21 protein-coding genes are annotated in these 23,849 nt (G+C 60.2%); 10 read left to right on the top strand and 11 right to left on the bottom strand.

Going from position 1 to position 23,849, the window contains the following annotated elements; all coding sequences use genetic code 11:
• Positions 1-209: 209 nt before the first annotated feature.
• Complete coding sequence (locus tag KDX39_RS24295) at positions 210-1,562, bottom strand: GntP family permease (RefSeq protein ID WP_231662095.1); 1,353 nt, start codon at positions 1,560-1,562, stop codon at positions 210-212.
• A gap of 103 nt (positions 1,563-1,665) precedes the next feature.
• The gene (locus tag KDX39_RS24290; RefSeq protein WP_099228532.1) at positions 1,666-2,154 is read right to left on the bottom strand and encodes a gluconokinase; all 489 of its coding nucleotides are present in this window, start codon (positions 2,152-2,154) and stop codon (positions 1,666-1,668) included.
• Between the two features lie 282 nt (positions 2,155-2,436).
• Between KDX39_RS24290 and KDX39_RS24285 the strand changes: the two genes are divergently transcribed.
• Entirely contained in the window at positions 2,437-3,453 is a 1,017-nt protein-coding gene (locus KDX39_RS24285; RefSeq protein WP_231662094.1) for a LacI family DNA-binding transcriptional regulator, read from the top strand.
• A 303-nt stretch (positions 3,454-3,756) separates the two neighbouring features.
• Positions 3,757-4,728, top strand: coding sequence for a YncE family protein (locus KDX39_RS24280; RefSeq protein WP_442964578.1), 972 nt, complete (start codon positions 3,757-3,759; stop codon positions 4,726-4,728).
• A gap of 123 nt (positions 4,729-4,851) precedes the next feature.
• Here KDX39_RS24280 and KDX39_RS24275 read toward each other — a convergent pair whose 3' ends face one another.
• The 5 genes from KDX39_RS24275 to glcD form a co-directional block, all read right to left on the bottom strand.
• On the bottom strand, positions 4,852-7,035 hold the full coding sequence (locus KDX39_RS24275) for a malate synthase G (RefSeq protein ID WP_231662093.1): 2,184 nt from the start codon (positions 7,033-7,035) through the stop codon (positions 4,852-4,854).
• Positions 7,036-7,110: 75 nt separating this feature from the next.
• Positions 7,111-7,518, bottom strand: a complete 408-nt coding sequence (locus KDX39_RS24270; RefSeq protein WP_231662092.1) for a heme-binding protein — start codon at positions 7,516-7,518, stop codon at positions 7,111-7,113.
• A gap of 32 nt (positions 7,519-7,550) precedes the next feature.
• Positions 7,551-8,777, bottom strand: a complete 1,227-nt coding sequence (gene glcF / locus KDX39_RS24265) for a glycolate oxidase subunit GlcF (protein ID WP_231662091.1) — start codon at positions 8,775-8,777, stop codon at positions 7,551-7,553.
• 2 nt (positions 8,778-8,779) lie between these two features.
• A complete protein-coding gene (gene glcE, locus KDX39_RS24260; protein WP_231662090.1) occupies positions 8,780-9,838 on the bottom strand; it encodes a glycolate oxidase subunit GlcE in 1,059 nt (352 codons plus the stop codon).
• Positions 9,838-11,337 carry a glycolate oxidase subunit GlcD gene (gene glcD, locus KDX39_RS24255; RefSeq protein ID WP_231662089.1) on the bottom strand — a complete coding sequence of 500 codons (1,500 nt, stop codon included), beginning with the start codon at positions 11,335-11,337 and terminating at the stop codon, positions 9,838-9,840. Before glcD ends, glcE begins: the two co-directional genes overlap by 1 nt.
• Before the next feature lie 259 nt (positions 11,338-11,596).
• On the opposite strand from glcD, the gene glcC reads away from it, so the two are divergent.
• The 3 genes from glcC to hppD all read left to right on the top strand — a co-directional run bounded on the left by glcC (position 11,597) and on the right by hppD (position 14,343).
• Entirely contained in the window at positions 11,597-12,364 is a 768-nt protein-coding gene (gene glcC / locus KDX39_RS24250; RefSeq protein ID WP_231662088.1) for a transcriptional regulator GlcC, read from the top strand.
• Positions 12,365-12,488: 124 nt separating this feature from the next.
• Entirely contained in the window at positions 12,489-13,124 is a 636-nt protein-coding gene (maiA, locus tag KDX39_RS24245; RefSeq protein WP_231662087.1) for a maleylacetoacetate isomerase, read from the top strand.
• A 142-nt stretch (positions 13,125-13,266) separates the two neighbouring features.
• Positions 13,267-14,343 carry a 4-hydroxyphenylpyruvate dioxygenase gene (gene hppD / locus KDX39_RS24240; RefSeq protein WP_231662086.1) on the top strand — a complete coding sequence of 359 codons (1,077 nt, stop codon included), beginning with the start codon at positions 13,267-13,269 and terminating at the stop codon, positions 14,341-14,343.
• Between the two features lie 40 nt (positions 14,344-14,383).
• On the opposite strand, the gene KDX39_RS24235 is transcribed toward hppD, so the two are convergent.
• Positions 14,384-15,172, bottom strand: a complete 789-nt coding sequence (locus KDX39_RS24235) for an IclR family transcriptional regulator (RefSeq protein ID WP_231662085.1) — start codon at positions 15,170-15,172, stop codon at positions 14,384-14,386.
• 143 nt (positions 15,173-15,315) lie between these two features.
• On the opposite strand from KDX39_RS24235, the gene hmgA reads away from it, so the two are divergent.
• Positions 15,316-16,620: a homogentisate 1,2-dioxygenase gene (gene hmgA, locus KDX39_RS24230; RefSeq protein WP_231662084.1), complete on the top strand. Its 1,305-nt coding sequence runs from the start codon at positions 15,316-15,318 to the stop codon at positions 16,618-16,620.
• Positions 16,620-17,906 (top strand): fumarylacetoacetase, encoded by a 1,287-nt coding sequence (fahA, locus tag KDX39_RS24225; RefSeq protein WP_231662083.1) that lies wholly within the window; start codon positions 16,620-16,622, stop codon positions 17,904-17,906. Before hmgA ends, fahA begins: the two co-directional genes overlap by 1 nt.
• Positions 17,907-17,921: 15 nt before the next feature.
• Here the strand turns inward: fahA and KDX39_RS24220 are convergent, their stop codons facing one another.
• A complete protein-coding gene (locus KDX39_RS24220; protein WP_231662082.1) occupies positions 17,922-19,385 on the bottom strand; it encodes an N-acyl-D-amino-acid deacylase family protein in 1,464 nt (487 codons plus the stop codon).
• Positions 19,386-19,415: 30 nt separating this feature from the next.
• Positions 19,416-20,036 (bottom strand): TetR/AcrR family transcriptional regulator, encoded by a 621-nt coding sequence (locus tag KDX39_RS24215; protein WP_231662081.1) that lies wholly within the window; start codon positions 20,034-20,036, stop codon positions 19,416-19,418.
• 220 nt (positions 20,037-20,256) lie between these two features.
• Here KDX39_RS24215 and KDX39_RS24210 point away from each other — a divergent pair, with 220 nt between their 5' ends.
• The 3 genes from KDX39_RS24210 to KDX39_RS24200 all read left to right on the top strand — a co-directional run bounded on the left by KDX39_RS24210 (position 20,257) and on the right by KDX39_RS24200 (position 23,701).
• Positions 20,257-21,360, top strand: a complete 1,104-nt coding sequence (locus tag KDX39_RS24210; protein WP_231662080.1) for an MBL fold metallo-hydrolase — start codon at positions 20,257-20,259, stop codon at positions 21,358-21,360.
• Between the two features lie 150 nt (positions 21,361-21,510).
• Positions 21,511-22,698, top strand: coding sequence for a cyanate transporter (locus KDX39_RS24205; RefSeq protein ID WP_371321850.1), 1,188 nt, complete (start codon positions 21,511-21,513; stop codon positions 22,696-22,698).
• Positions 22,699-22,765: 67 nt separating this feature from the next.
• Positions 22,766-23,701, top strand: coding sequence for a LysR family transcriptional regulator (locus KDX39_RS24200; RefSeq protein ID WP_231662078.1), 936 nt, complete (start codon positions 22,766-22,768; stop codon positions 23,699-23,701).
• Here KDX39_RS24200 and KDX39_RS24195 read toward each other — a convergent pair whose 3' ends face one another.
• Positions 23,702-23,842 (bottom strand): hypothetical protein, encoded by a 141-nt coding sequence (locus KDX39_RS24195; RefSeq protein ID WP_231662077.1) that lies wholly within the window; start codon positions 23,840-23,842, stop codon positions 23,702-23,704.
• Positions 23,843-23,849: the final 7 nt, after the last annotated feature.

The raw sequence follows: 23,849 nt of genomic DNA, 5'->3' as shown, positions 1-23,849 counted from the left end.
CCTTCGTAGGAAACAGCTTTCAGACAGGTTTCGCAGACACGAGTCGAATCGCTCTGTCATGTTGTCGGCAGCAAAGGCGGGTTATGTAGGGGCGCGCCAGACAGGAAACGGGATAAAGGGAACAGGCGGGAAAAATCAGAAGGGTAGAGGGGTGAGGCTGTACAGCTTCGCGGGCCTGCCGACCCGCGAAGGTACTGCACGTTTTGAGCTTAAAGCGCCATGGACAGCAACATGATGAAGATCAGGCCGACGACCGAAAGGATGGTTTCCATCACAGTCCAGGTCTTGAAGGTTTCGGCCACGGTCATGTTGAAGTACTGCTTGACCAGCCAGAAGCCTGCGTCGTTCACGTGCGAGAGGATAAGCGAACCCGCGCCGGTGGCCAGCACCAGCAGCTCGCGGTTCACGCCTGGAATCAGACCTACTACCGGAGCCACGATGCCTGCGCCAGTGATGGTCGCAACGGTCGCCGATCCGGTTGCGACGCGAATCACCGCAGCCACCAGCCAGGCCAGCATGATCGGGTTGATCTGCGCCTGTACCGCCATGTGACCGATCACGTCACCCACGCCGCTGGCGACCAGCATCTGTTTGAAACCACCACCGGCGCCTACGATCAGCACAATGGCTGCGACCGGGGCCAGGCTCTGATCCAGCAGTTTCATGATCTTGGAACGATCAAAGCCGCGTGCGGCACCGAAGGTGTAGAACGCCAGCAGCAGGGCGGCGAGCAGGGCGGTGATCGGGTGACCGATCAGGTCCATCCAGATGCGGAACATGTTGCCTTCCGGCAGCGCAACGTCAGCAAAGGTCTTGAGCAGCATCAGGAAGACTGGCAGCAGGATCGTCACCAGCGTGATGCCGAAGCCTGGCAGGTTCTCGGTGCTCGACTCCTTGGCGATCTGGTCCATCAATTCCTGCGAAGGCGTACCGGGAATGTATTTGGAGATCCACTTGCCATAGATCGGGCCGGCAATGATTGCGGTCGGCAGCGCGATGATCAGGCCGTAGAAAATGGTTTTGCCGATATCAGCGCCGAAGATGCCGATGGCCAGAAGCGGACCCGGATGCGGCGGAACCAGACCGTGCACGGCCGAAAGACCTGCCAGCAGCGGGATGCCGATCTTGACGATGGACACACCGGTGCGACGCGCGACAATGAAGACCAGCGGAATCAACAGTACGAAGCCGATTTCGAAGAACAGCGGGATGCCCACCAGAAACGCGGAAAACATCATCGCCCAGTGCACTTTCTGTTTGCCGAAGGTACGGATCAGGGTCTGCGCGATCTGATCCGCGCCGCCCGAATCGGCCATCAGTTTGCCGAGCATGGTGCCCAGCCCGAGGATGATGCCGACAAAGCCCAGTACGCCGCCGAAGCCGTCCTGGAAGGATTTCATGACTTTTTCCACCGGCATCCCGGAGGTCAGGCCGAGGAAGCCAGCCGCCAATGTCAGCGCGACGAAAGGGTGAACCTTGAATTGGGTGATCAGCAGCACAAGGCCGACGATCGTCACCAACGCATCGACTAGCAGGAACGTCTCATGGGTCATACCGAACATGGGTGTCTCTCCGGTTATTATTCTAGGGTGCTACCAGCTACCGCCAGCGCCATCCGTGCTTCGTGTGTGCAAGACAGCGCTGTCTTTTGCACTCACACCTTTATCAGGCGTGGGAGTCTTTCCACCAGGCTGCCGCTTGCGTGCCAATCTCTTCGATGGACTGGGTGGCATCGACTACCAGGGTGAGAGGTTCGCCGTAAGGAGGCTCGAGCGTTGCAAACTGGCTGTCGACCAGACTTGCGGGCATGAAATGCCCCGGACGATGCGAGCAGCGTTCGGCAGCCAGTTCCTTGGTCAGTTCCAGAAAAACAAAACCCAGCCCCGGAACGGCGTCACGCAGACGCTGACGGTAAATCAGCTTGAGGGACGAGCAGGTCAGGACAGGGTGTTCGCCTCGGGCTAGCGCGGCGACCATTTCTTCGCCCAGGCGGGTAAGCCAGCCGGCACGGTCGTCGTCGTTGAGGGGCGTTCCGGCGCTCATCTTCTTGATGTTGGCGGGTGGGTGGAAGGCATCACCTTCGATGAGGCGACCTCCGCTCTTGAGTGCAATTTCGGCACCCACGGCACTTTTGCCGCAGCCCGATACACCCATCACCACAAGGGCCGAAATAGCAGTATTCGCAGTTGTCACAGTAGGCACCTCATCTGGAGACAGCGCTGTCTTTGTTCGGTGGACATCATGTCCAGCCGTGGCTGTTCCAGTTCTTGTCGTTGTTTTGGGTTCAACAATACACATCGGAGGCTGTTCTCCGTGGCAACCCGGCGCGGGCAGCAAATGTGAAACCAGCGATAAAGCGTTGTCACGGTCCATGAGACAGCGCTACCTTATGGGGCATTCGACACATTTGGCAACCCCTATGTTAGTTGGCAACGCATGATACGCATTGGTTCCCGCTCTACCGGCCGTCCGACCCTCAATGAAGTTGCCCGCCTTGCCGCGGTTTCCCCCATCACCGCGTCCCGTGCGTTGCGTGGCGTCGCGACCGTTGCGCCGGAACTGGTCGAAAAAGTGCGCGCCGCGGCCCAGAGCCTGGGCTATGTCGCCAACCCCGCAGCGCGTGCACTGGCGTCGTCCTGCAGCCAGACGGTTGTGGTGCTGGTGCCATCGCTGTCCAATCAGTTGTTCATCGAAACGCTGGAGGCCATTCAGGATGTGTTGCGTCCTCGTGGTCTGGACGTGGTGATCGGCAACTATCACTATTCCCCGGAGGAAGAGGAAACGCTGCTGCGCAACCATCTGGTCAACCGGCCGCGGGGCATTCTGCTCACCGGCTTTGATCGCACGGCGGCGTCGCATCAGATGTTGGAAGCCAGTGGCATTCCCTGTGTGCACATGATGGAGCTGGATCCTCGTCAGGGCGCCTACAGCGTCGGCTTTTCCCAGGAACAGGCGGGCGCGCAGGCAGCCCTTCATTTGCTCGGCCGGGGACGACAGCGGCTGGCCTACGTGGCGGCCCAGCTCGACACACGGGTACTGCAGCGCGGGGCGGGTTTTCGTCAGGTTCTGGAAGACGCTGGCCGCTTCGATGCGCAACTGCAAGTCACGACACCGCTGCCGTCTTCCATTGGCCTGGGTGGCGAACTGTTCGCCCGGCTGCTGGATGAACACCCTGATGTGGACGGTATTTTTTTCTGCAATGACGACCTGGCGCAGGGCGCTTCGCTGGAGGCCTTGCGCCTCGGCATCGCTATTCCGCAACGGGTCTCGCTGGTGGGTTTCAATGACCTGCCGGGCTCGGCACACATGGTGCCGCGCCTGACGTCCATTCGCACCCCGCGACAGGAAGTCGGCCAGCGCGCCGCACAGTTGCTGCTGGGTTTGCTCGACGGCGTACCCCAGCAGGCCAGGGTTGACCTCGGGTTCGAACTGGTGCTGCGCGAGAGTTCGTGATTCAGCCTCAAGCAGGTTGCTGACCAATGGTGAACCACCTGCACATGCCTGCACCGCGACGACTCCAGCCCCCGACAGCGTTGCGTTTGACCCTCTAAAAGCTCTTTTTGCCACCACGTCCGGCCCGCCTCAAACTGTCATTTCTGTCAGTACCCAACCCGTCTCGGCCAGTATTCAATGGCCTGAGGTTTTTGGATCCGAGTGGCATAAGTGCAATTGCCGCATCGTTTGTTGATGGGGCCATACCTTCTTATCTTTCCCCCATCGTGGCGGTCTCGCGAGACCTATTCACAGGTGAGTGACATGCACAAAAAAGCATCTCAGGACGTAAACGCTTTTACCCACATGGCAGATCCGGACGGCGCAGGAGTACCGCTGGACCTTGCATGGCTGACGGGCATTATTCCGCTGGGTTTCGTGCCCAAGGAAATTGTCGTCAGCCCCGATGAAAAGACGCTCTATGTGTCTCATGAAAACGGTAGAGAAATCAGCGTGGTCGATGTCGGGACATCGAGTGTGGTGAGTTGTATCAAAGGAGCGGGGGCGGGCGATATCACCCTCAGCCCTGACGGCAGGTGGCTCTATACGGCGGGCTATAACAAGTGCTTTGTGATCAGCACACTCACGCACGAGGTGATCAGGGTCATTCCTTCCTGCAGCGTCAACAGGATTGTCTGCAGCCCGGACGGCCGGTTCATTTACCTGTCGTTCCAGTACGCGCTGGAAGGGATGATCCGCCAGATCGAGACGCAACACTACAGCGTCGTCAACGATTTCGATCTGGGCACCCTGTCCAATGCGTCGCTGGTATTAGGGGTCAGTCCCGGGAACGACCGTGTATACGCCTCGGCACTGGCGGACGGCATCGGCACGACAGCCATCTGCTCCATCGGCACGATCAATTATCTGCAGCACGACATTCCTGGCTTCACCGCCCCCAGATCACTGGCAGTCAGCTCGAGCGGAGCCCATTTGTACGTCGGTGGCATTGACGAGGTGTACGTGGTCGACGCGACCACATGCAGAATGTTCTACCGCGAGAAAATCGGCGCGCAGGGCTATCCGGTCACCATCATCGGCATCACGCCGGATGACCGTTACGTGTATGCGGTCTATACCTGCAACTTCGACGTGTACAGAATCGACACGGTCAAGGGGACGGTCAGTTGCGTCGCCTTCTTCCCGTCCATGGGAGGCTCGGTGCTGAACAGGGCAGGTACCCATCTTTACAGCACTCATACCGACATGAACTGGATCTCCATCTACAAGCTGTAGCGTTGCCTGCACCGATCTCGCCGACACCAGTGTTTCGAATATCTTCGTTCAGACAAACGCCGAATGTTTCTCCAGGCACCGCGCACGGGCTAGAGAAATATTCGGCACTGTAGTGCGGGCGATCTACGGGTGTTTGCGGTTCTTGAATGCCAGTCTGGACTCGTGCAGCAGAGGCTCGGTGTACCCGGCAGGCTGCTCGCAGCCTTTGAACACCAGATCGCAGGCGGTCCTGAACGCGGACGAGTGTTTGAAGTCCTTCGCCATGGCCTGGTAATGCGAGTCCCCGGCGTTCTGCTTGTCCACCACCTTGGCCATTCGCTCCAGCACGCTTTGCACGTATTCGGCATCGACCACCTTGTGCAACAGCCAGTTGGCCATGTGCTGACTGGAGATGCGCAGCGTCGCGCGATCTTCCATCAATCCCACATCGTGAATGTCCGGCACTTTGGAACAGCCCACGCCCTGTTCCACCCAGCGGACCACGTAGCCCAGCAGACCCTGTGCATTGTTCTCCAGCTCCTCGCGAATCTGCTCCTGGGTCCACTGCGGATCGGCGACCACCGGGATGGTAAGCAGATCGTCGAGCAACTGTTCCCTGACATCCTCCAGATTCAGCTGTTCAAGCGTCTGCTGAACGGCGCGCACGTCGACCCGATGATAGTGCAGGGCGTGCAGGGTAGCGGCAGTCGGCGATGGCACCCAGGCCGTTGTGGCGCCTGATTGCGGATGGCCGATTTTCTGCTCCAGCATGTCGGCCATCCGGTCCGGCATCGCCCACATGCCCTTGCCGATCTGCGCCCGTCCACGCAGCCCGCAGGCCAGGCCCACCAATACGTTGCTGCGCTCATACGCCTTGATCCAAGATGTGTTTTTCATTTCGCCCTTGCGCAGAACGGGACCTGCCTGCATGGCGCTGTGAATTTCATCGCCGGTGCGGTCCAGAAAGCCGGTGTTGATGAACGCTACCCGTGCCGAAGCCGCTTCGATGCATGCCTTGAGGTTGACGCTGGTGCGTCGCTCTTCGTCCATGATGCCCATCTTCACGGTGTGGCGAGGCAGCTTGAGCAGGTCCTCGATACGGCTGAACAGCTGATCGGCGAACGCGACCTCGTCCGGGCCGTGCATTTTCGGTTTGACGATGTAAATGCTGCCCGCGCGGGAATTGCCGCGTCGTTTCAGGTCGTGAAGCGCAATCAGGCTGGTCATCACGCCGTCCAGAATGCCCTCGGGGATCTCGTTTCCGTCGTGGTCGACAATCGCCGGGTTGGTCATCAAATGGCCGACATTGCGAATGAACAGTAACGAACGGCCGCGCAGCTTGAGTTCGCCGCCCTTGGCCGCCGTGTAGGTGCGATCGGGATTGAGGGTGCGCGTCACCGGTTTGCCACCCTTGTCGAGGGTGGCGGCAAGGTCGCCTTTCATCAGGCCCAGCCAGTTGCGGTATACCTGTATCTTGTCGTCGGCATCCACGGCGGCCACCGAATCTTCGCAGTCGATGATGGTGGACAGCGCCGACTCCAGGAGCAGGTCTTTGATGCCCGCCATATCGCTGCTGCCGATCGGGTGGCGTGGGTCGATCTGGATCTCGATGTGCAGGCCATTGTTCTTGAGCAGAATGGCGTCAGGCTTGTCGGGCCCGCCTTGAAAACCCACATATTTTTCCGGTTGTTGCAGAGTGGTTCGGGTGCCATCGGCCAGTGTGATGTGCAACTGGCTGTCTTCGATGTGATAGCGACGGGCATCGACGTGACTGCCCTTGGCAAGCGGCGCGCTGATGTCGAGCAGTTCGCGGGCGAAGACGATCACCTTGGCACCGCGCAGCGGGTTGTAGCCTGCGCTGATTTCGGCACCATTGGCGGTGGAGATTGCGTCGGTGCCGTAGAGCGCATCGTACAGCGATCCCCAGCGGGCATTGGCGGCATTGAGCGCGTAACGCGCATTGCTGGCAGGAACCACCAGTTGCGGGCCGGCCTGTTCGCTGATTTCCAGATCGACATTGGAGGTCGTCGCGCTGACCCGCTCAGGGACCGCACGCAGATAACCGATCGATTTCAGAAACTCGCGATAGGCGGACATGTCGCTGATCGGGCCGGGATGCTTTTTATGCCAGGTGTCGAGTTCGTCCTGCAAACGCTCACGCTCGGCCAGCAACTCGCGGTTGCGCGGGGCCAGTTCGTGCACCAGCGCATCGAAACTGTCCCAGAACGTTTCCGGGTCCAGGCCGGTGCCGGGCAGGACTTCTTCATCGACGAAACGTTGCAGATTGACGGCCACCTTGAGGCGTTGGCATTTGATGAAGTCGGTCATGGGGAAGGTTCCTGGTTAAGGTTCTGATCGTGCCAATGCTCCGCGTTGGCATGATCTGTAAAATTGTCGGGTCCCTCAATCCGCATTCAGCGCCGCGATACCCGCCTTGGCGACCTGGGCATCCTGGTCGGCCTTTACGCCGGATACGCCGACTGCGCCGATCACCTGGCCATCTACAATCACGGGTACGCCGCCTTCCAGCGAGGTCAGCAACGGGGCGCTGAGAAATGCCGTGCGGCCACCGTTGACCATCTCTTCATAGCCTTTGGATTCGCGTTTGCCCAACGCCGATGTACGGGCTTTTTCGATGGAGATGTAGCTGCTGATCGCTGAGGCATCGTCCAGGCGCTCGAAGGCCAGCAGATGGCCGCCATCATCGACAATCGCAATCGCCACGGCCCAGCCGTTGGCATGCGCCTCGTTGCGGGCGGCGATGAGCATCTGGCTGACTTCGTTCTGGGTCAATACGGCTTTGATTTTCATAAGAGCTCCTGAGGAAAAATGGGTCGAAATAATCAGTGCGTACCGTTCAACGCCTGGTCGATCAGCTCGATCCAGTGCCGTACCGGTGTTCGATGGGCGCTCGCCAGATGGGTCTGGCAGCCGATGTTCGCGGTGGCGATGACCTGTGGTTTGCCGCTCTCCAGCGCATTCATCCGGTTGTCGCGCAACTGGCGGGCCAGGACCGGTTGTGTGACTGAATAGGTGCCAGCCGAGCCGCAGCACAAATGGCCATCCGGCACAGCCGTCAGGTTGAAGCCTAGACGAGTCAATACCCGTTCCACTTCGCCACCCAGCTTTTGCGCGTGCTGCAAGGTACAGGGGCAATGGAACGCCAGCCGCGTGTCGGTTTTGATGGCCAGCGATTCCAGAGGTTCGTCACGCAGCACTTCGACCAGATCACGGGCCTTCGCACTGACCCGCGCAGCCTTGTCGGCGTAAGCCGGGTCGTGGCGCAGCAAATGGCCGTAATCCTTGACGAATGCCCCGCAGCCACTGGCCGTCTGGACAATGCTCTGTGCGCCACCCTCGATGGCTGGCCACCACGCGTCGATGTTGCGCCGGGCACGATCCAGTCCGGCTTCCTGCGCGTTGAGGTGATAATCCACCGCGCCGCAGCAACCCGCTTCGCTGATCGGGGTGACGCTGATGCCGAGGTGGTCCAGCACGCGTGCGGTGGCTGCGTTGGTGTTGGGCGACAGCGCCGGTTGCACGCAGCCTTCCAGCATCAGCACCTGGCGTGCGTGGCGAGTGACCGGGCGAACGCCCGCGCTGTGAATCGCGGAGGGCAGCTTGTCTTTGAGCGTGTCTGGCAGCAGTGGGCGGAAGGCGGTGCCCATGCGGGTCAGGGTTTTGAACAGACTCGCGTTGGGCACGACGTTGCGCAACCCTCCACGCAACAGCCGCTGACCCAGCGGACGAGGCACCGCGGCATCGACGACAGCGCGGCCGATGTCCAGCAGGTTGTGATAGTCGACGCCCGACGGGCAAGTGGTCTCGCAGTTGCGACAGCTCAGGCAGCGGTCCAGGTGCAGTTGGGTTTTCTCGGTGACTTCATTGCCCTCCAGCACCTGTTTGATCAGATAGATCCTGCCACGCGGCCCGTCCAGCTCATCACCCAACAACTGGTAGGTCGGGCAGCTGGCGTTGCAGAAACCGCAGTGCACGCAACTGCGCAGGATACGTTCGGCTTCTTCAGCGCGGGGCAGTTGTCGGGCCTGTTCGCTCAAGGTGGTCTGCATGGTCAGAGCTCCGCGTACAGTCGGCCGGGGTTGAAGATTCCTTGCGGATCGAGCCGGTTCTTGAGTTGATGGTGATAGCGCAGCAACGGTGTGACCAGCGGCTGGAAAGGACTGTCATGGTGGCCTGGCGTGTAACAGGTGACATGCCCGCCGACCGCCGTTGCCATGCTGCGAATGGTCTCACCGCTGGCATCGGATTTCAGCCAGCGCTGCGCCCCGGCCCAGTCGATGAGCTGCTCGCCCGGCAGATTCAGTACGCCGGTATCGGCCGGTACGCAGATGCGCCACAGCGGCCGCGGATCGGCAAAGAACGGCAGACGCTGCTCATTGAGTGCCTGCCAGTACGTCGGCTCCAGCTTTTCGCCCCCCAGTCTGTCGTGGGCAGCGGCCACCGAGCCTTCGCCACCCTCAAGGCGCAGGCGCAGTATTTTTCCGTCATGGCTGGCGGCACTGATCGGCATCGGCTGCTGGCCCCATTGCGTCAAGCTCGTCAGCGCGCGGGCACTGTCCATTTCCAGCGCAATACTGCTGCACAGACGCGGCCTTGGCAGCACCTTGAGCGACACTTCGGTCAGCACACCCAGGCACCCCATACTGCCTGCCATCAAGCGCGAGACGTCATAGCCCGCCACATTCTTCATCACTTCGCCGCCGAAACGCAGGTGCTTGCCGTGACCGGTAATCACACGGGTGCCCAGCACGAAATCGCGCACCGATCCGCTCCACGGGCGGCGCGGACCCGACAGCCCGGCGGCGACCATGCCGCCCAGCGTGGCGTTGCCGAAGGTCGGCGGCTCGCAGGGCAGCATCTGACCTGCATCTTCAAGTGTCTGCATCAGCTCGTTCAACGGCGTACCGGCACGCGCGGTGATGACCAGTTCGGTCGGGTCGTAACTCACGATGCCCGAGTGAGCACGCGTGTCCAGCACGTTGCCTGACACTTCGCGGCCGAGAAACGCCTTGCTGTTACCGCCCTGAATGCGCAACGGCGTGGCGTCTTGCAAGGCCTGATTGACCTGATCGAGCAGGGCGGCACTGGCGTCTTTGTCCTGTTCAATCATCAGAAGCGCTCCAGATCGGGGAAGGGCAGTTGTCCTGCATGCACGTGCATGGCGCCGAATTCAGCACAGCGGTGCAGCGTCGGGATGTTCTTGCCGGGGTTGAGCAGACCGCTGGCATCGAAGGCGGCCTTTATGGCATGGAATAAGGTCAGTTCGTCGCTGTTGAACTGCGCGCACATCTGGTTGATTTTTTCCCGGCCCACGCCGTGCTCCCCCGTGATACTGCCGCCAACCCTGACGCACAATTCGAGAATCCTGCCGCCCAGTTCCTCGGCGCGTTCCAGCTCGCCCGGCTGATTGGCATCGAACAGAATCAACGGGTGCATGTTGCCGTCACCGGCGTGAAACACGTTGGCGACGCGTAGACCGTAGTGTTCGGACAGCTCGGTAATACCCCGCAACACGCCGGGCAGTTCACGGCGCGGAATGGTGCCGTCCATGCAGTAGTAGTCCGGCGACAGGCGGCCGACTGCCGGAAAGGCATTCTTGCGACCGGCCCAGAAGCGCACGCGTTCAGCTTCGTCCTTTGCCTGACGCACTTCTGTGGCACCCGCCTGCGTCAACACATGGCGCACACGCTCGCAATCATCGTGAACGTCGGCTTCGACGCCATCCAGTTCGCATAACAGAATCGCTTCTGCTTCCACCGGGTAGCCCGCATGGATGAAGTCTTCAGCAGCGCGGATCGCCAGGTTATCCATCATTTCCAGACCGCCGGGAATGATCCCTGCGGCGATGATATCCCCCACTGCACGTCCGGCTTTTTCCACCGAATCAAACGCTGCCAGCAGCACCTTGGCGACTTGCGGCCTGGGCAGCAGTTTGACGGTGATTTCGGTGATGATGCCGAGCATGCCTTCGGAACCGGTGAACAGTGCAAGCAGGTCGAAGCCGGGGGAATCCAGCGCTTCGCTGCCCAGCGTCATGTATTCGCCTTCGACGGTCAGAATCTCAACCTTGAGCAGGTTATGCACGGTCAGGCCGTACTTGAGGCAATGCACGCCGCCGGCGTTTTCAGCCACATTGCCGCCAATGGAGCAGGCAATCTGCGAAGAAGGGTCAGGCGCGTAATACAAGCCGTGTGGCGCTGCGGCCTGGGAAATGGCCAGATTGCGCACGCCAGGCTGAACGCGGGCCAGGCGTGCTGCGGGGTTTATCTCCAGAATCCGGTTAAAGCGCGCCATTACCAGCAGCACCCCTTGTTCCAGCGGCAATGCTCCGCCCGAAAGCCCGGTTCCAGCGCCACGAGCGACCACTGGCACGCGCCGTTCGTGGCACATCCTGAGCAGCGTCTGGACCTCTTCGATATGGCGCGGCAACACCACCATCAACGGCGTAGTGCGGTAGGCGGAAAGCCCGTCACATTCGTAAGGTCGCAGCTCTTCGGCGCGGTGCAGAATGTCCAGATCGGGTAACTGTCGTTGAAGGTCGTGCAGCAACTGTTGTTTGTTCACAACAGGCAGCACGCCGTCGAGGCGTTCGTCGTAAAGAATGTTCATCAGGCAACCCAGGATTGTTTTTATCGGGCTAGCGGTTGACTTGCATCATTGGTGCTGTGAGCCGTAGTGTCTACGAGGAAAAGGGTTGGTCGAACCAGTTTTTGAACGATAGTTTTCAGGTATTGTTTTTTTATTCCTTTTGAATCAACGACTTGTTTTGTATTTTGTCGGATGCTTCGTCGGTCTGTTTTGCTGGTCATACCAGTTGGCTTGTCCGCGCCTCCCACAGAAAAGACAGCGTTTCTCCAGCGGAGACCTCATGAACAACGAATCCACCCCAAGACCTGCCCAGGTTGCAGACGTGGTCTGCGAGCGGATAGAGCGGCTGATTGTCGATGGCGTGCTGAAGGTCGGGCAGTTACTGCCCTCCGAGCGGCGTCTGACCGAAAAGCTCGGCGTGTCGCGAACGGCATTGCGCGAAGGTCTCAAACTGTTGCGGGCGCGGGGCATCATCGAAACGAGGCAAGGCAAGGGGTCATTCGTCGCGCGGATGAATGCCGATCAGCACACCTCGCCGCTTATGCATCTGTTCGGCTCGCAACCGCGCACGCTTTACGACTTGTTCGAGGTGCGCAGCCTGCTGGAAGGTGAGTCGGCGCGGCTGGCAGCGTTGCGTGGCACTGATGCGGACTTCGTGCTGATTACCCGCAGCTACGATGCACTGGTCGCCGCGCAAGGCAGTGAGCTGTCGGCCAGCGAGCATGCGCGTCTTGATCACGCTTTTCATTTGGCCATCTGCGAGGCCTCGCACAACCCGGTGCTGGTGCAGACCCTGCGTTCGCTGACCGATCTACTGCTGAACACGGTGTTTGCCTCGGTCAACAACCTGTATCACCGCGAGCCGCAGAAGCGCCAGATCGACCGCCAGCATGCCCGCCTGTACAACGCCGTTACCGGTCGTCTTCCGGAACAGGCGCGCAAGGCCGCGCTGGCGCACATTCAAAGCGTCAGCGACAACCTGCGCGAGATTGAAAACGAAGAGCAAAGGCTGGTCCGTGCGACGCTGCGGCTGGAGGGCTGGGCCTGACATGAAAAAGACGTGTGTTGACATGTGTTCAGTGATCACGCAGTTTACGAATTACGTAAATCAATTACGAAAATACGCAAAATAACAACAGGCAACGCCAGATGCGTTCCAGCAGGTGACATCGGTGGATCTCTTCACTTATTACCGTTCGACGTCCAGCTATCGGGTGCGCATTGCGCTGGCGCTCAAGGGGCTTGAGCCTGCGGTAATCCCGGTCAATCTGATTCGCGACGGCGGTGAGCAGCACACGCCGGGATACCGCGCGATCAATCCGCAGGGCAGGGTGCCCGCGTTGCGTCTGGACGACAGTGACGTGATCACTCAATCGCCGGCCATTATCGAATACCTGGAAGAGCGCTATCCGACGCCCTCCCTGCTGGGCGGTGACCTGACCCTGCGTGCCCGGCAGCGTGCGGTCGCTGCGACCATCGCGTGCGATATCCACCCGTTGCACAACGTGTCGGTGCTCAACCGGTTGCGCAGTCTTGGCCATGACGAACAGCTCGTTTCGGACTGGGTCGGCCACTGGATCAGCGAAGGCCTCAACGCGGTGGAGCAACTGATCGAAGGCGATGTTTTCTGTTTTGGCGACACGCCCGGTATCGCCGATGTGTACCTGCTGCCCCAGTTGTATGCGGCGCGTCGCTTCAATGTCTGCCTCGACGCCTGGCTCAGGATTCGTCGTGTGGAGCAGCGAGCCTTGCAGCATCCGGCCTTTTTACAGGCCCACCCTGATGCACAATCGGACAAGCCGGAGTAGGCTGGAATTATGAAGATTCTTGGACTGCAACTGATTTTCGGAGACTTCCTCGCCCGTAGCGTGCGAGGGATCCCGTGTGCACCACCCGCAGGGAAGTGACGGCAATTTTTCCGATTACCCACTTAACTGCAAGGAGCCAGATATGGCTGATCTCTACGAAAACCCGATGGGCCTGATGGGCTTTGAATTCATCGAATTTGCCTCGCCGACCCCCAACATCCTCGAACCTGTGTTCGAGATCATGGGCTTCACCAAGGTGGCGACCCACCGGTCCAAGGATGTGACGCTGTATCGCCAGGGCGCTATCAACATCATTCTCAACAACGAGCCGCACAGCCTCGCGTCGTACTTCGCGGCCGAGCATGGTCCTTCGGTGTGCGGCATGGCATTCCGGGTCAAGGATGCGCAAAAGGCCTACAGCCGCGCGCTGGAACTTGGCGCGCAGCCGCTGGAAATCGCCACCGGACCGATGGAGCTGCGTCTGCCGGCGATCAAGGGCATTGGCGGTGCGCCGCTGTACCTGATCGACCGGTTTGGCGAAGGCTCTTCGATCTATGACATCGACTTCAATTTTATCGAAGGGGTGGACCGTCATCCGGTCGGCGCGGGTCTGAAATTCATCGATCACCTGACGCACAACGTCTATCGCGGGCGCATGGCGTATTGGGCGAGTTTCTACGAGAAACTGTTCAATTTCCGCGAAATTCGCTACTTCGACATCAAGGGCGAATACACCGGGCTGACCTCAAAGGCCATGACCGCGCCCGATGGCATGATCCGCATCCCGCTGAACGAGGAATCGTCCAAGGGCGCGGGACAGATCGAAGAGTTTCTGATGCAGTTCAACGGCGAAGGCATCCAGCACGTGGCGTTCTTCACTGATGACCTGATCAAAACCTGGGATGCGCTGAAGTCTATCGGCATGCGCTTCATGACCGCGCCGCCGGATACCTATTACGAGATGCTTCAGGGCCGTCTGCCAAACCACGGTGAACCCGAGGACGAGTTGAAAGCCCGAGGCATTCTGCTCGACGGCTCGTCCGACGGCGGTGAGCGTCGTCTGCTGTTGCAGATTTTCTCTGAAACCCTGATGGGGCCGGTGTTCTTCGAGTTTATCCAGCGCAAGGGGGATGACGGATTCGGTGAAGGCAACTTCAAGGCGCTGTTCGAATCCATCGAGCGGGACCAGATCAAGCGTGGCGTACTGACCGCCGATTGATGACGTTGTTGCCCGGCGCGGTCAGCGCCGGGCATCGCCTTCAACCTGGCATCGTGCCGCCCATGCGTTTGCTGATGGCCGTTGCCGTTTCCAGCAGGCGAGCGGCCGCCATACCTTGTGCCTGATCGGTCAGTATCGAGCCCGGACCGACCACCGTGATGACCCCGACCAACTTGTTGCCCATGGCGAACAGCGGGCAGGAAGCCGCGTTGATGCCGGGCATCAGCAGACCCTGGATTTGATGCACGCCTGCTGTGCGGATCTGCTGCAGGTGCCGATCAATTTCCTTCAATTGAGCAGCGGTCAGCTGGGGCGTTTCCTGTCTGCGCAGGGGCGCTGTTTCGCCAGTTGCCAGAAAGCTTTCGAACACCATGCCGGTGGAAGAGCTGAGCAACGGCAATACCGATCCGATCTGTGTAACCAGCGTCACCGCACCCGCTGACGGCTCAACGTAGACCACGGTCGGCCCTTTGTTGCCCCACACCGCCAGAAAGCAGGTCTGATTCAGTTCGTCGCGCAGGTTCGCGAGCCAGGGCGCGGCGATTTTAAGCACATCGAGTTTGCCCAGTGACGCCAGTCCGACCTGCAACGCTTCGCGGCCCAGGCCGTAGTGGCTGGTCACGGCATCCTGTTCCGCAAAGCCGCTGGCGACCAGCGCCTGCAGGTAGCGATGAACCTTTGCGGCAGGCATGCCCAGGTGTTCAGCCAGTTTTGACAGCGGTGTGGCGGGTGACAGCTCGGCGAGGGCCTTGAGCACGCCAAGGCCCACTTCGGCAGCCTGGACCTTCTGTTGGCGTCCGTTGGGCGGACTATCGGTCTCTTGGGTCATGTGGAGTGCGCCGGTCTGGAAAGGCAGCTTTATAGCTTGACCGGCCCGTAAACTCAAATTACGTTATGCGTAATCGTTTTACGTTTCAAGTTATGTTTCCAGTCACGTTTCAGTCGCTTGACCCATAACAACAAGAGGTCCAGATGCCTGCCCACTTCCCGCAACAGCCGCTGGTCTATCAGACCGGCTTCGGCAATCAGTTCAGCAGCGAAGCACTGCCCGGCGCGTTGCCGCTCGGACAGAACTCGCCACAGAAGCCCCCGTTGGGCCTGTACGCCGAGCAGTTATCCGGCACGGCCTTCACCGTGGCACGTAATGAAGCGCGACGCAGTTGGCTCTATCGCATCAAGCCGTCTGCCGCCCATCCGGCTTATCAGCGCATGACACGACAGATTGCCGGAGTCGGGCAGGGGGCGATCACGCCTAATCGCCTGCGCTGGAATGCATTCGATATTCCGACTGAACCCACAGACTTCCTCGACGGCCTGATCGCTCTTGCCAGTACGTCGGCGGCGGAGCAGGCCGAAGGCGTCAGTGTGTACGTGTATGCGGCCAACGCATCGATGCAGCGAGCGTTCTTCAGCGCTGACGGGGAATGGCTGATCGTGCCGCAACAGGGTCGCTTGCGACTGGTCACCGAACTGGGGCTGCTGGATATCGAACCGCAGGAAATTGCCGTGCTGCCGCGCGGCATGAAGTTCAGCATACAACTGCTCGACGGCGATGCGCGTGGTTATGTGTGCGAGAACCACGGGTGTGCGTTACGCCTGCCTGATCTTGGGCCTATCGGCAGCAATGGTCTGGCCAATCCACGGGATTTCATGGCACCGGTCGCCTGGTTCGAGGAGCGCGACGAACCCGTGGAGCAGGTGCAGAAATTTCTCGGCGAACTCTGGACCACGCAACTGGATCACTCGCCGTTCGACGTGGTCGGCTGGCACGGCAACAATGTGCCCTATAAGTATGATCTGCGCCGTTTCAATACCATCGGTACCGTCAGCTTCGATCATCCCGATCCGTCGATTTTCACAGTACTGACCTCGCCAGGCGCCATTCATGGTCAGGCCAACGTCGACTTCGTGATCTTTCCGCCACGCTGGATGGTGGCGGAAAACACCTTCCGCCCGCCCTGGTTTCATCGCAACCTGATGAACGAATTCATGGGTCTGATCGAAGGTGCCTACGACGCCAAGGCCGAAGGCTTCATGCCCGGCGGCGCTTCGCTGCATAACTGCATGAGCGCGCACGGGCCTGATAACGTCACGGCAGAAAAAGCCACCGCCGCCGAGCTCAAACCGCACAAGATCGAGAACACCATGGCGTTCATGTTCGAGACCGGCAGGGTCTTGCGCCCCAGTCGCCATGCGCTGGAATGTCCGCAACGACAGACCGATTACGACGCCTGCTGGAACGGCATGGCCAAGACCTTCCACAAGGAAATGCCCTGATGACTACCGTTTTGAACCGCCGCAGCTGGGTGGCGTCTGCCAATGGCCACGCTGATTTCCCTTTGCAGAACCTGCCACTGGGCGTGTTCAGCCACGGCGACTCCGGGCCGCGTGGCGGCGTGGCCATCGGCGACCGTATTCTTGATCTGCAGGCTGCCGTTCAGGCCAGTGTTTTCGTCGGCGCTGCCGCCGAGGTTGCCGCAATCGCCAGTCGCGATCACCTCAACGATTTCTTTGCCCTCGGCGCAGATGCCCGTCGAACCTTGCGCACAGCGTTGCTGCATTGGCTGGATGAAGCCACTGCGCCTCAAGCCAACGCCGGGCAACTGCTGCTGCCGATGAGCGACTGCCAAATGCACTTGCCCGCCAGGGTTGGCGACTACACCGATTTCTATGTCGGGATTCATCATGCACTGAACGTCGGCAAGCTGTTCCGGCCCGATAATCCGCTGCTGCCCAATTACAAATACGTGCCCATCGGCTATCACGGCCGGGCTTCGACACTCTGCACCTCGGGCACGCCAATCAAACGCCCCAATGGCCAGACCCTTGCGGCAGGCCAGGACGCTCCGACCTTCGGACCATGCAAGCGTCTGGATTACGAGCTGGAACTGGGCGTCTGGATCGGCCCGGGCAATGCGCAGGGCGAGGCCATCGGGATCGGGCAGGCGAGCGAACACATCGCCGGTTTCTGTCTGCTCAATGACTGGTCGGCACGCGACATTCAGGCCTGGGAATACCAGCCGCTGGGTCCTTTCCTGTCCAAAAGTTTTGCGACCACAATTTCGCCCTGGGTGGTGACAGCGGAAGCGCTGGAGCCTTTCCGCAGCGCCCAGCCAGCTCGTCCCGAAGGTGATCCACAGCCGTTGCCGTATCTGCTCGATCAGGCGGATCAGCAGGTCGGCGCACTGGACATCCAGCTCGAAGTCCTGTTGCTGACGGAGAAGATGAAAGCTGCTGGCGCTCAGGCACACCGGCTTGCCGTGAGCAGTTCATTGAATATGTACTGGACCGTGGCCCAGATGGTGGCGCATCACAGCGTCAATGGTTGCAAGTTGCAGCCGGGTGATCTGTTCGGGACCGGCACCTTGTCCGGCCCGCAGCCGGGACAGTTCGGCAGTCTTCTGGAGATGACCGAAGGCGGGAAACAGGGGGTGACCCTGCCCAACGGCGAGGAACGACGCTTTCTGGAACACGGCGATCAAGTGATTCTGCGTGCGCGTTGTCATCGGGAGGGGCAGGTGTCGATCGGCTTCGGCGAGTGCAGTGGCATCATCGTTGGCTGATGGTTGTGCCAGTGGTCACTCCGCGTTGAAGCCGCGCACCCCCGAATCGGTACGGGGCAGAAACTGCCCCCATCGTTCGGTCTGCGCGGCCCCGTCGGCGTAGCTCAAGCGGCCATTGACCCAGACCCGCTCGATGCCCTCGGCGGCGCGTTGCGGGTCCTTGAAATCGGCGATGTCCCTGATGCGCTGCGGGTCGAACAACACCAGATCCGCCCAATGGCCTTCACGTATCAAACCGCGCTGATGCAACCCGAAGCGCGCGGCCGAAAGCCCGGTCATCTTGTGCACAGCCGTGTGCAGCTCGAACAATTTGCGGTCTCGACTGAAATGCCCCAGCACTCTGGGAAACGCACCCCACAGACGCGGATGAGGGAAGGGATCTTCCGGCAGGCCGTCAGAGCCGATCATGGTCAGCGGATGGCAGAGGATGCGTTCCACATCAGCCTCGTCCATCCCGTAATACACCGCGCCTGCAGGTTGCAACCGGCGTGCGGTTTCCTCCAGAGAAAGATTCCAGTCGGCGGCAATGTCCGCCAGGTCGCGCCCGCCCTGATCCGGGTGCGGTGTGGACCAGGTGATGGTGATCCGGAACGCGTCGGTCACCTGCTTGAGGTCCAGTGTCGAAGAGCTGGCCGCATAGGGATAACAGTCACAGCCCACCGGATGACTCGATGCAGCGTTTTCCAGCGCGGATAACAGGTGTGGACTGCGGCCCCAATTACCTGCGCCTGCGCATTTCAGGTGTGAGACAACCACCGGCACCTGTGCATGACGTCCAATGCGAAATGCCTCGTCCATGGCTTCCAGCACCGGCTCGAACTCGCTGCGCAGATGCGTGGTGTAAACCGCGCCGGCCACCGTCAGTTCTTCGGCCAGTTGCATGACTTCGTCGGTCTCGGCGTGGAAGGCCGATGCGTAAGCCAGTCCGGTGGACAGCCCCAGCGCGCCGTCTGCCAGGCTGTCGCGCAACTGTTCGCGCATGGCGCTGATCTCGACCGCGCTGGCGGTGCGCAGCAGGTCCTTCATGTGATTGCTGCGCAGGGCCGTGTGACCGATCAGCGCCGCAACATTCACGGCTGGTCGGGCGGCCTGCACGGCGGCACGATAATCGGCAAAGCGCGGGTAGACGAATTCGCGGGCTGAACCGAGCAGGTTCATCGGGTCGGGAGGGGCGCCGGCCAGACTGACCGGTGAAGCGCTGATGCCACAATTGCCGACAATGACGGTGGTGACGCCCTGACTGATCTTGGGCAGCATCTCTGGCTTGCGAATGACCACGGTGTCGTCGTGGGTGTGCACGTCGATGAATCCGGGTGCCAGGGCGAGACCATGGGCGTTGATCTCTTCAGTTGCACGGATGTCGTGCAGTGCGCCGATGCGCAGGATGCGTCCGTCATGGATGGCCACATCGGTGCGGTAGCCGGGTGCGTCGCTGCCGTCGATCACATACGCATCACGGATCAGAAGGTCATACACCATGTCAGCCTCCGGGGTGCTTTTGGCTGCTCATCAGGACTCGATCGGCTTCTCGTACCAGCCAAGAAACAGGTTCAAGGCTGATTCGACCACTTCGTCCTGTTTCTCGGGGCTGAGCAGAGCGGCGCTGAACGTCACCTGCGGCCAGAACGCGAACGACTTGAGCAGTGCGTGCATTTGCGTGGCGGCAAAGCCCGGATCGACCGGCTTGAGGCGTCCGTCCTTCTGCGCGGCGCGAATCCAGGCGCTGAAGGTTTCCTCACGTTCGTTGATGCGCGCGAGCCAGACCTGAGCACGCTCGGGGGAATGGATGGTTGCACCGACCACGACCCGGGCGAGGTCCAGGAAACTGCTGTCATTAAGCGTGCGCATCTTGCCCCACAACAGGTCCCTCAGCTGTTCGCGCAGACCGACATCGGCGTGATAGACCACCTCTGATTGCGGGGGAGAGCAGTTCCAGAGACGCTGGAGTATCTCGGCAAAGAGCTCTTCCTTGCTGGGAAAGTGGTTGTAGACTGTGCGCTTGGAAACCTCGGCGCGCGCGGCGATGCGGTCCATGCTGGTGACCTCGAAACCACGGTCACCGAACTCGGCAATGGCTGCCAGGACGATGGCTTCGCGTTTCTGATCGGTAAGGCGCATGGGGGCTGTCATAGGCTCGCTTCAAACGTGCGTTTAGAGAAAATTACACTCGGCAGTTTACTTGTAGCGGAGGATCATGCAAGCTTAAAACTACACCGTGTAGTGTAATGCACTGTTACACATTTAAAGCGATGTTGTCGATGCCACATGCTTGACATCAGAATTCTGCAACGTAATCGCAGACCACTTTTGCACGGCTGAGCCTCAACCTGTCCCAGGGAGTCAGCAAACCATGGCCACGACCCACCAGAAAACGGATGTCTCTTCACTGCCCGTCCTGTCTCGTCACGAAGGGCGTTATCGTAATCATGCGCCGATGAAACCGTTCAGCCTCATTCGAACGCTGGGCATTTTCTGGGATCAGGCGTTCAACAAACCCAAGGACACCCGTCCTGCAGGCGAGGTGCCGGTTCAGCCGCTGTCGCGTCAGCAACTGTTGGCCGCGCCCGACAACACGGTTTACCGACTCGGGCACTCCACCGTTCTGCTGAAACTGCGCAACCGCTTCTTTCTGACCGATCCGGTGTTTGCCGAGCGGGCGTCGCCGGTGCAGTGGGCCGGGCCGCAACGCTTTCATCAGCCGCCGATCAGCCTGGAAGACCTGCCGCCGATCACCGCAGTCGTTCTCTCGCACAACCATTACGATCACCTGGACCGGATGGCGATCAAGGCGTTGATGGCAAAGACCGAGCATTTCATTGCGCCGCTGGGCGTGGGCGATACGTTGATCGAGTGGGGTGTGCCAGCGCACAAGGTGCGGCAACTGGACTGGTGGCAGTCCACAGACGTTGAGGGCATCGAATTCGTCGCCACGCCGTCCCAGCATTTCTCGGGTCGCACCTTGCGCGACAGCAACCAGACGTTGTGGGCGTCCTGGGTGATGATCAACGACCAGCAGCGGATCTTCTTCAGCGGCGACAGCGGTTACTTCGATGGTTTCAAGACTATTGGCGAGCAATACGGCCCATTCGACCTGACCCTGATGGAAACCGGTGCCTACAACGTTGAATGGCCTCAGGTGCATATGCAGCCTGAGGAAACGCTGCAGGCGCACCTCGACCTGCGTGGTCGTTGGCTGCTGCCGATCCACAACGGCACCTTCGACCTGTCGATGCACGCCTGGCACGAGCCGTTCGACCGGATTCTGGCCCTGGCCTGGGAGCAGAACGTGACCATCACCACACCCATGATGGGCCAGCCGTTCTACATGGATTATCCCTGCCGCGGCATGACCTGGTGGATGAGCGTCGATGAGGTGGCCACCCCTGAAACCGAGTCTGAAGCCAGGTTTGAAGGCCGGGGCGCAGCCTGCAGTCGCCGTCGCCAGAGCGCTTGAGGTTCAAAGGGTTCGAACTGATTTATCGATAGGGCTGCCTGTTTTTTGATTTGCCGCCTGTCACCTGGCCCGGCCTAATCATCACTTCTCTGAAAGGAAGATAATGATATGCAAGGTGCTCGCGGGTCAGCTTCTCAAGGTGTCTGGTTGATGGTCGCCATCGTATTGGTGGCCTTGAATCTGCGCCCCTCGATGGCAGCGGTCGGTCCATTGTTGTCGGCGATCCGGGTGGATATTTCGCTGGGTTTCGGCATGGCGTCACTGCTGACCATGCTGCCGGTCATGGCCATGGGGCTGGCGATGTTCGTCGGCATGGGCATCGCCGCTCGTGTCGGTTCGTACCGCACCATCACGATCTCGTTGGCGCTGATCGGCGTAGCGACCCTGGCCCGGCTGTTTCTCGACTCGGCGGTTGAACTGATTTTCAGTGCCGTCCTGGCCGGGCTGGGTATCGCGATGATCCAGGCATTGATGCCTGCGCTGATCAAGTCACGCTTCAAAGACAATGTTTCGTTGTGCATGGGGCTGTACGTCACGGCGATCATGGGCGGCGCAGCGATTGCCGCGTCCTTCAGCCCACTGATGCTGAGCCTAAGTGGCAATTGGCGCTTTGGCCTGGCGATCTGGGCTGCGCTGGCGCTGCTGGCCTTGTGTTTCTGGGCCGTTCAGCGAAACGCATTCCAGAGCAGCGGATCGTCCGCCGCACCCCGTAAACATGCGTTTTCGCGGATGCCCAGGGCCTGGATGCTGGGCGTCTTCTTTGGTCTGGGCACTGCGTCCTACACCTGCGCGCTGGCCTGGCTGGCACCGTATTACCTTGAAAATGGCTGGAGCGAGCAGGACGCTGGACTGCTGTTGGGCTTCATGACCCTGATGGAAGTCGTGTCGGGTCTGGTGACACCGGCGCTGGCCAACCGCAGCCGCGACAAGCGTCTGGTGTTGGCGATTCTGTTGGGGTTGATCATGGCGGGCTTCGTCGGTCTCATCTTGATGCCGCAGCAGCTGAGTCTGCTGTGGACCGGCCTGCTGGGTCTGGGCATCGGCGGTCTTTTCCCCATGAGCCTGATCGTGTCCATGGACCATTACGATGATCCGCAGCAGGCAGGCAGCCTGACCGCATTCGTCCAGGGCGTGGGTTATCTGATCGCCGGCCTGTCGCCCCTGCTGGCAGGGGTGATCCGTGACATGACAGGCAGTTTTGCAGGCGCGTGGTGGTCGTTGATCGGGCTGGTCGCCGTGATGCTGCTGATGGTCGTGCGCCTCGATCCACGGCACTATGCTCGGCACCTGCACGATTCAACAGGGCATGCCGGTATCGCTGGCGGGAAGACGGCGTGATTGCGTTTTGATGTTATCTTGTAGGTGCTGATCCGGTCGTTGATCGCAGTGCCAACGAGATGACTCGATGCTCAACAGTAATGCCCTCAGAAAGCTGGACATGCAGGACCTGATGATCTTCGTCTCGGTCTTCGAACAGCGCAACCTGACACTGGTCTCGGAGGCGCTGAATGTCAGCCAGTCCACGGTCAGCTACTGCCTCAAGAAGCTGCGGGCCAACTTCGAGGATGACCTGTTCATCAGCACCCGCAACGGCATGCGACCCACGCGCAAGGCCATCGCCATGCTCGGTCACGTGCAGCAGATACTGCTCAAGGTCAACCTCTGCCATGACGGGTTGAACCTGTTCGACCCGAGCAGCGGGCAAACCACCCTCACGGTCTGCGCACCTGAATACTTTGAGCTGCTGGTGCTGCCGCATCTGTTGCGCGGCTTTGTCGCTGCGGGCTTTTCGGTTGCGGTCAATGTTCAAAAGCTGGACAGGCACTTGCCAGTCGAGCGGCTCGCAGACGGCCGTTTCGATCTGGCACTGTGTTTCGGGCCGGGGTTTCACAGAGTGCCTGACAGTCTGATTGCCCAAGTGCTGCTGGAAGACGATCTGGTCTGTGTGATGGACAGCCAGTCGGCACCGCTGAGCGCGCAGATCGACCTCGACACGTTTACCGAACGGCATCACGTCTACCCGACGCCGTGGACGTCCGATACCAACATGATCGATGGCTGGTTGCAGACCAAGGGCCTTGAGCGTCACATCGTGGCGCGGGCCAACAGTTACCGGGCAGCTCTGCAGTTGCTGGAGGGGACGAATTTCATTCTGGTGCTGCCACGGCGTATCCAGACACTGTTGTGCAACGAGCCTTGGGTAGCGGTTTACGAGCTCCCGCCTGACCTGCCGGGCTTCAGCCTGGACATGGTGTGGAGCGCTCATGCCGATCAGGACGAAGCCAATGGCTGGTTCCGCGAACAAGTGGTCAAGGTGTGTGCCGAGCAGGGGCTGCTCTGATCAGCGGTCTTTCTGCGGATCAGGCTCGGTTGCCGGCCGTGGCTGCTCGCCTTTTTCATTGAGCTGCTTGTTCTTCTCGCCCACTTTGCCGGCGTTTTCCGGCTTGTGATCGAGGTCTTCGCGTTCTGATTCCTGGCTCATGACCTGC

The organism is Pseudomonas sp. CDFA 610 (assembly GCF_021147865.1).
Taxonomy (GTDB): Bacteria; Pseudomonadota; Gammaproteobacteria; order Pseudomonadales; family Pseudomonadaceae; genus Aquipseudomonas; species Aquipseudomonas alliivorans.
This window is presented reverse-complemented; position numbering and strand designations above follow the sequence as displayed.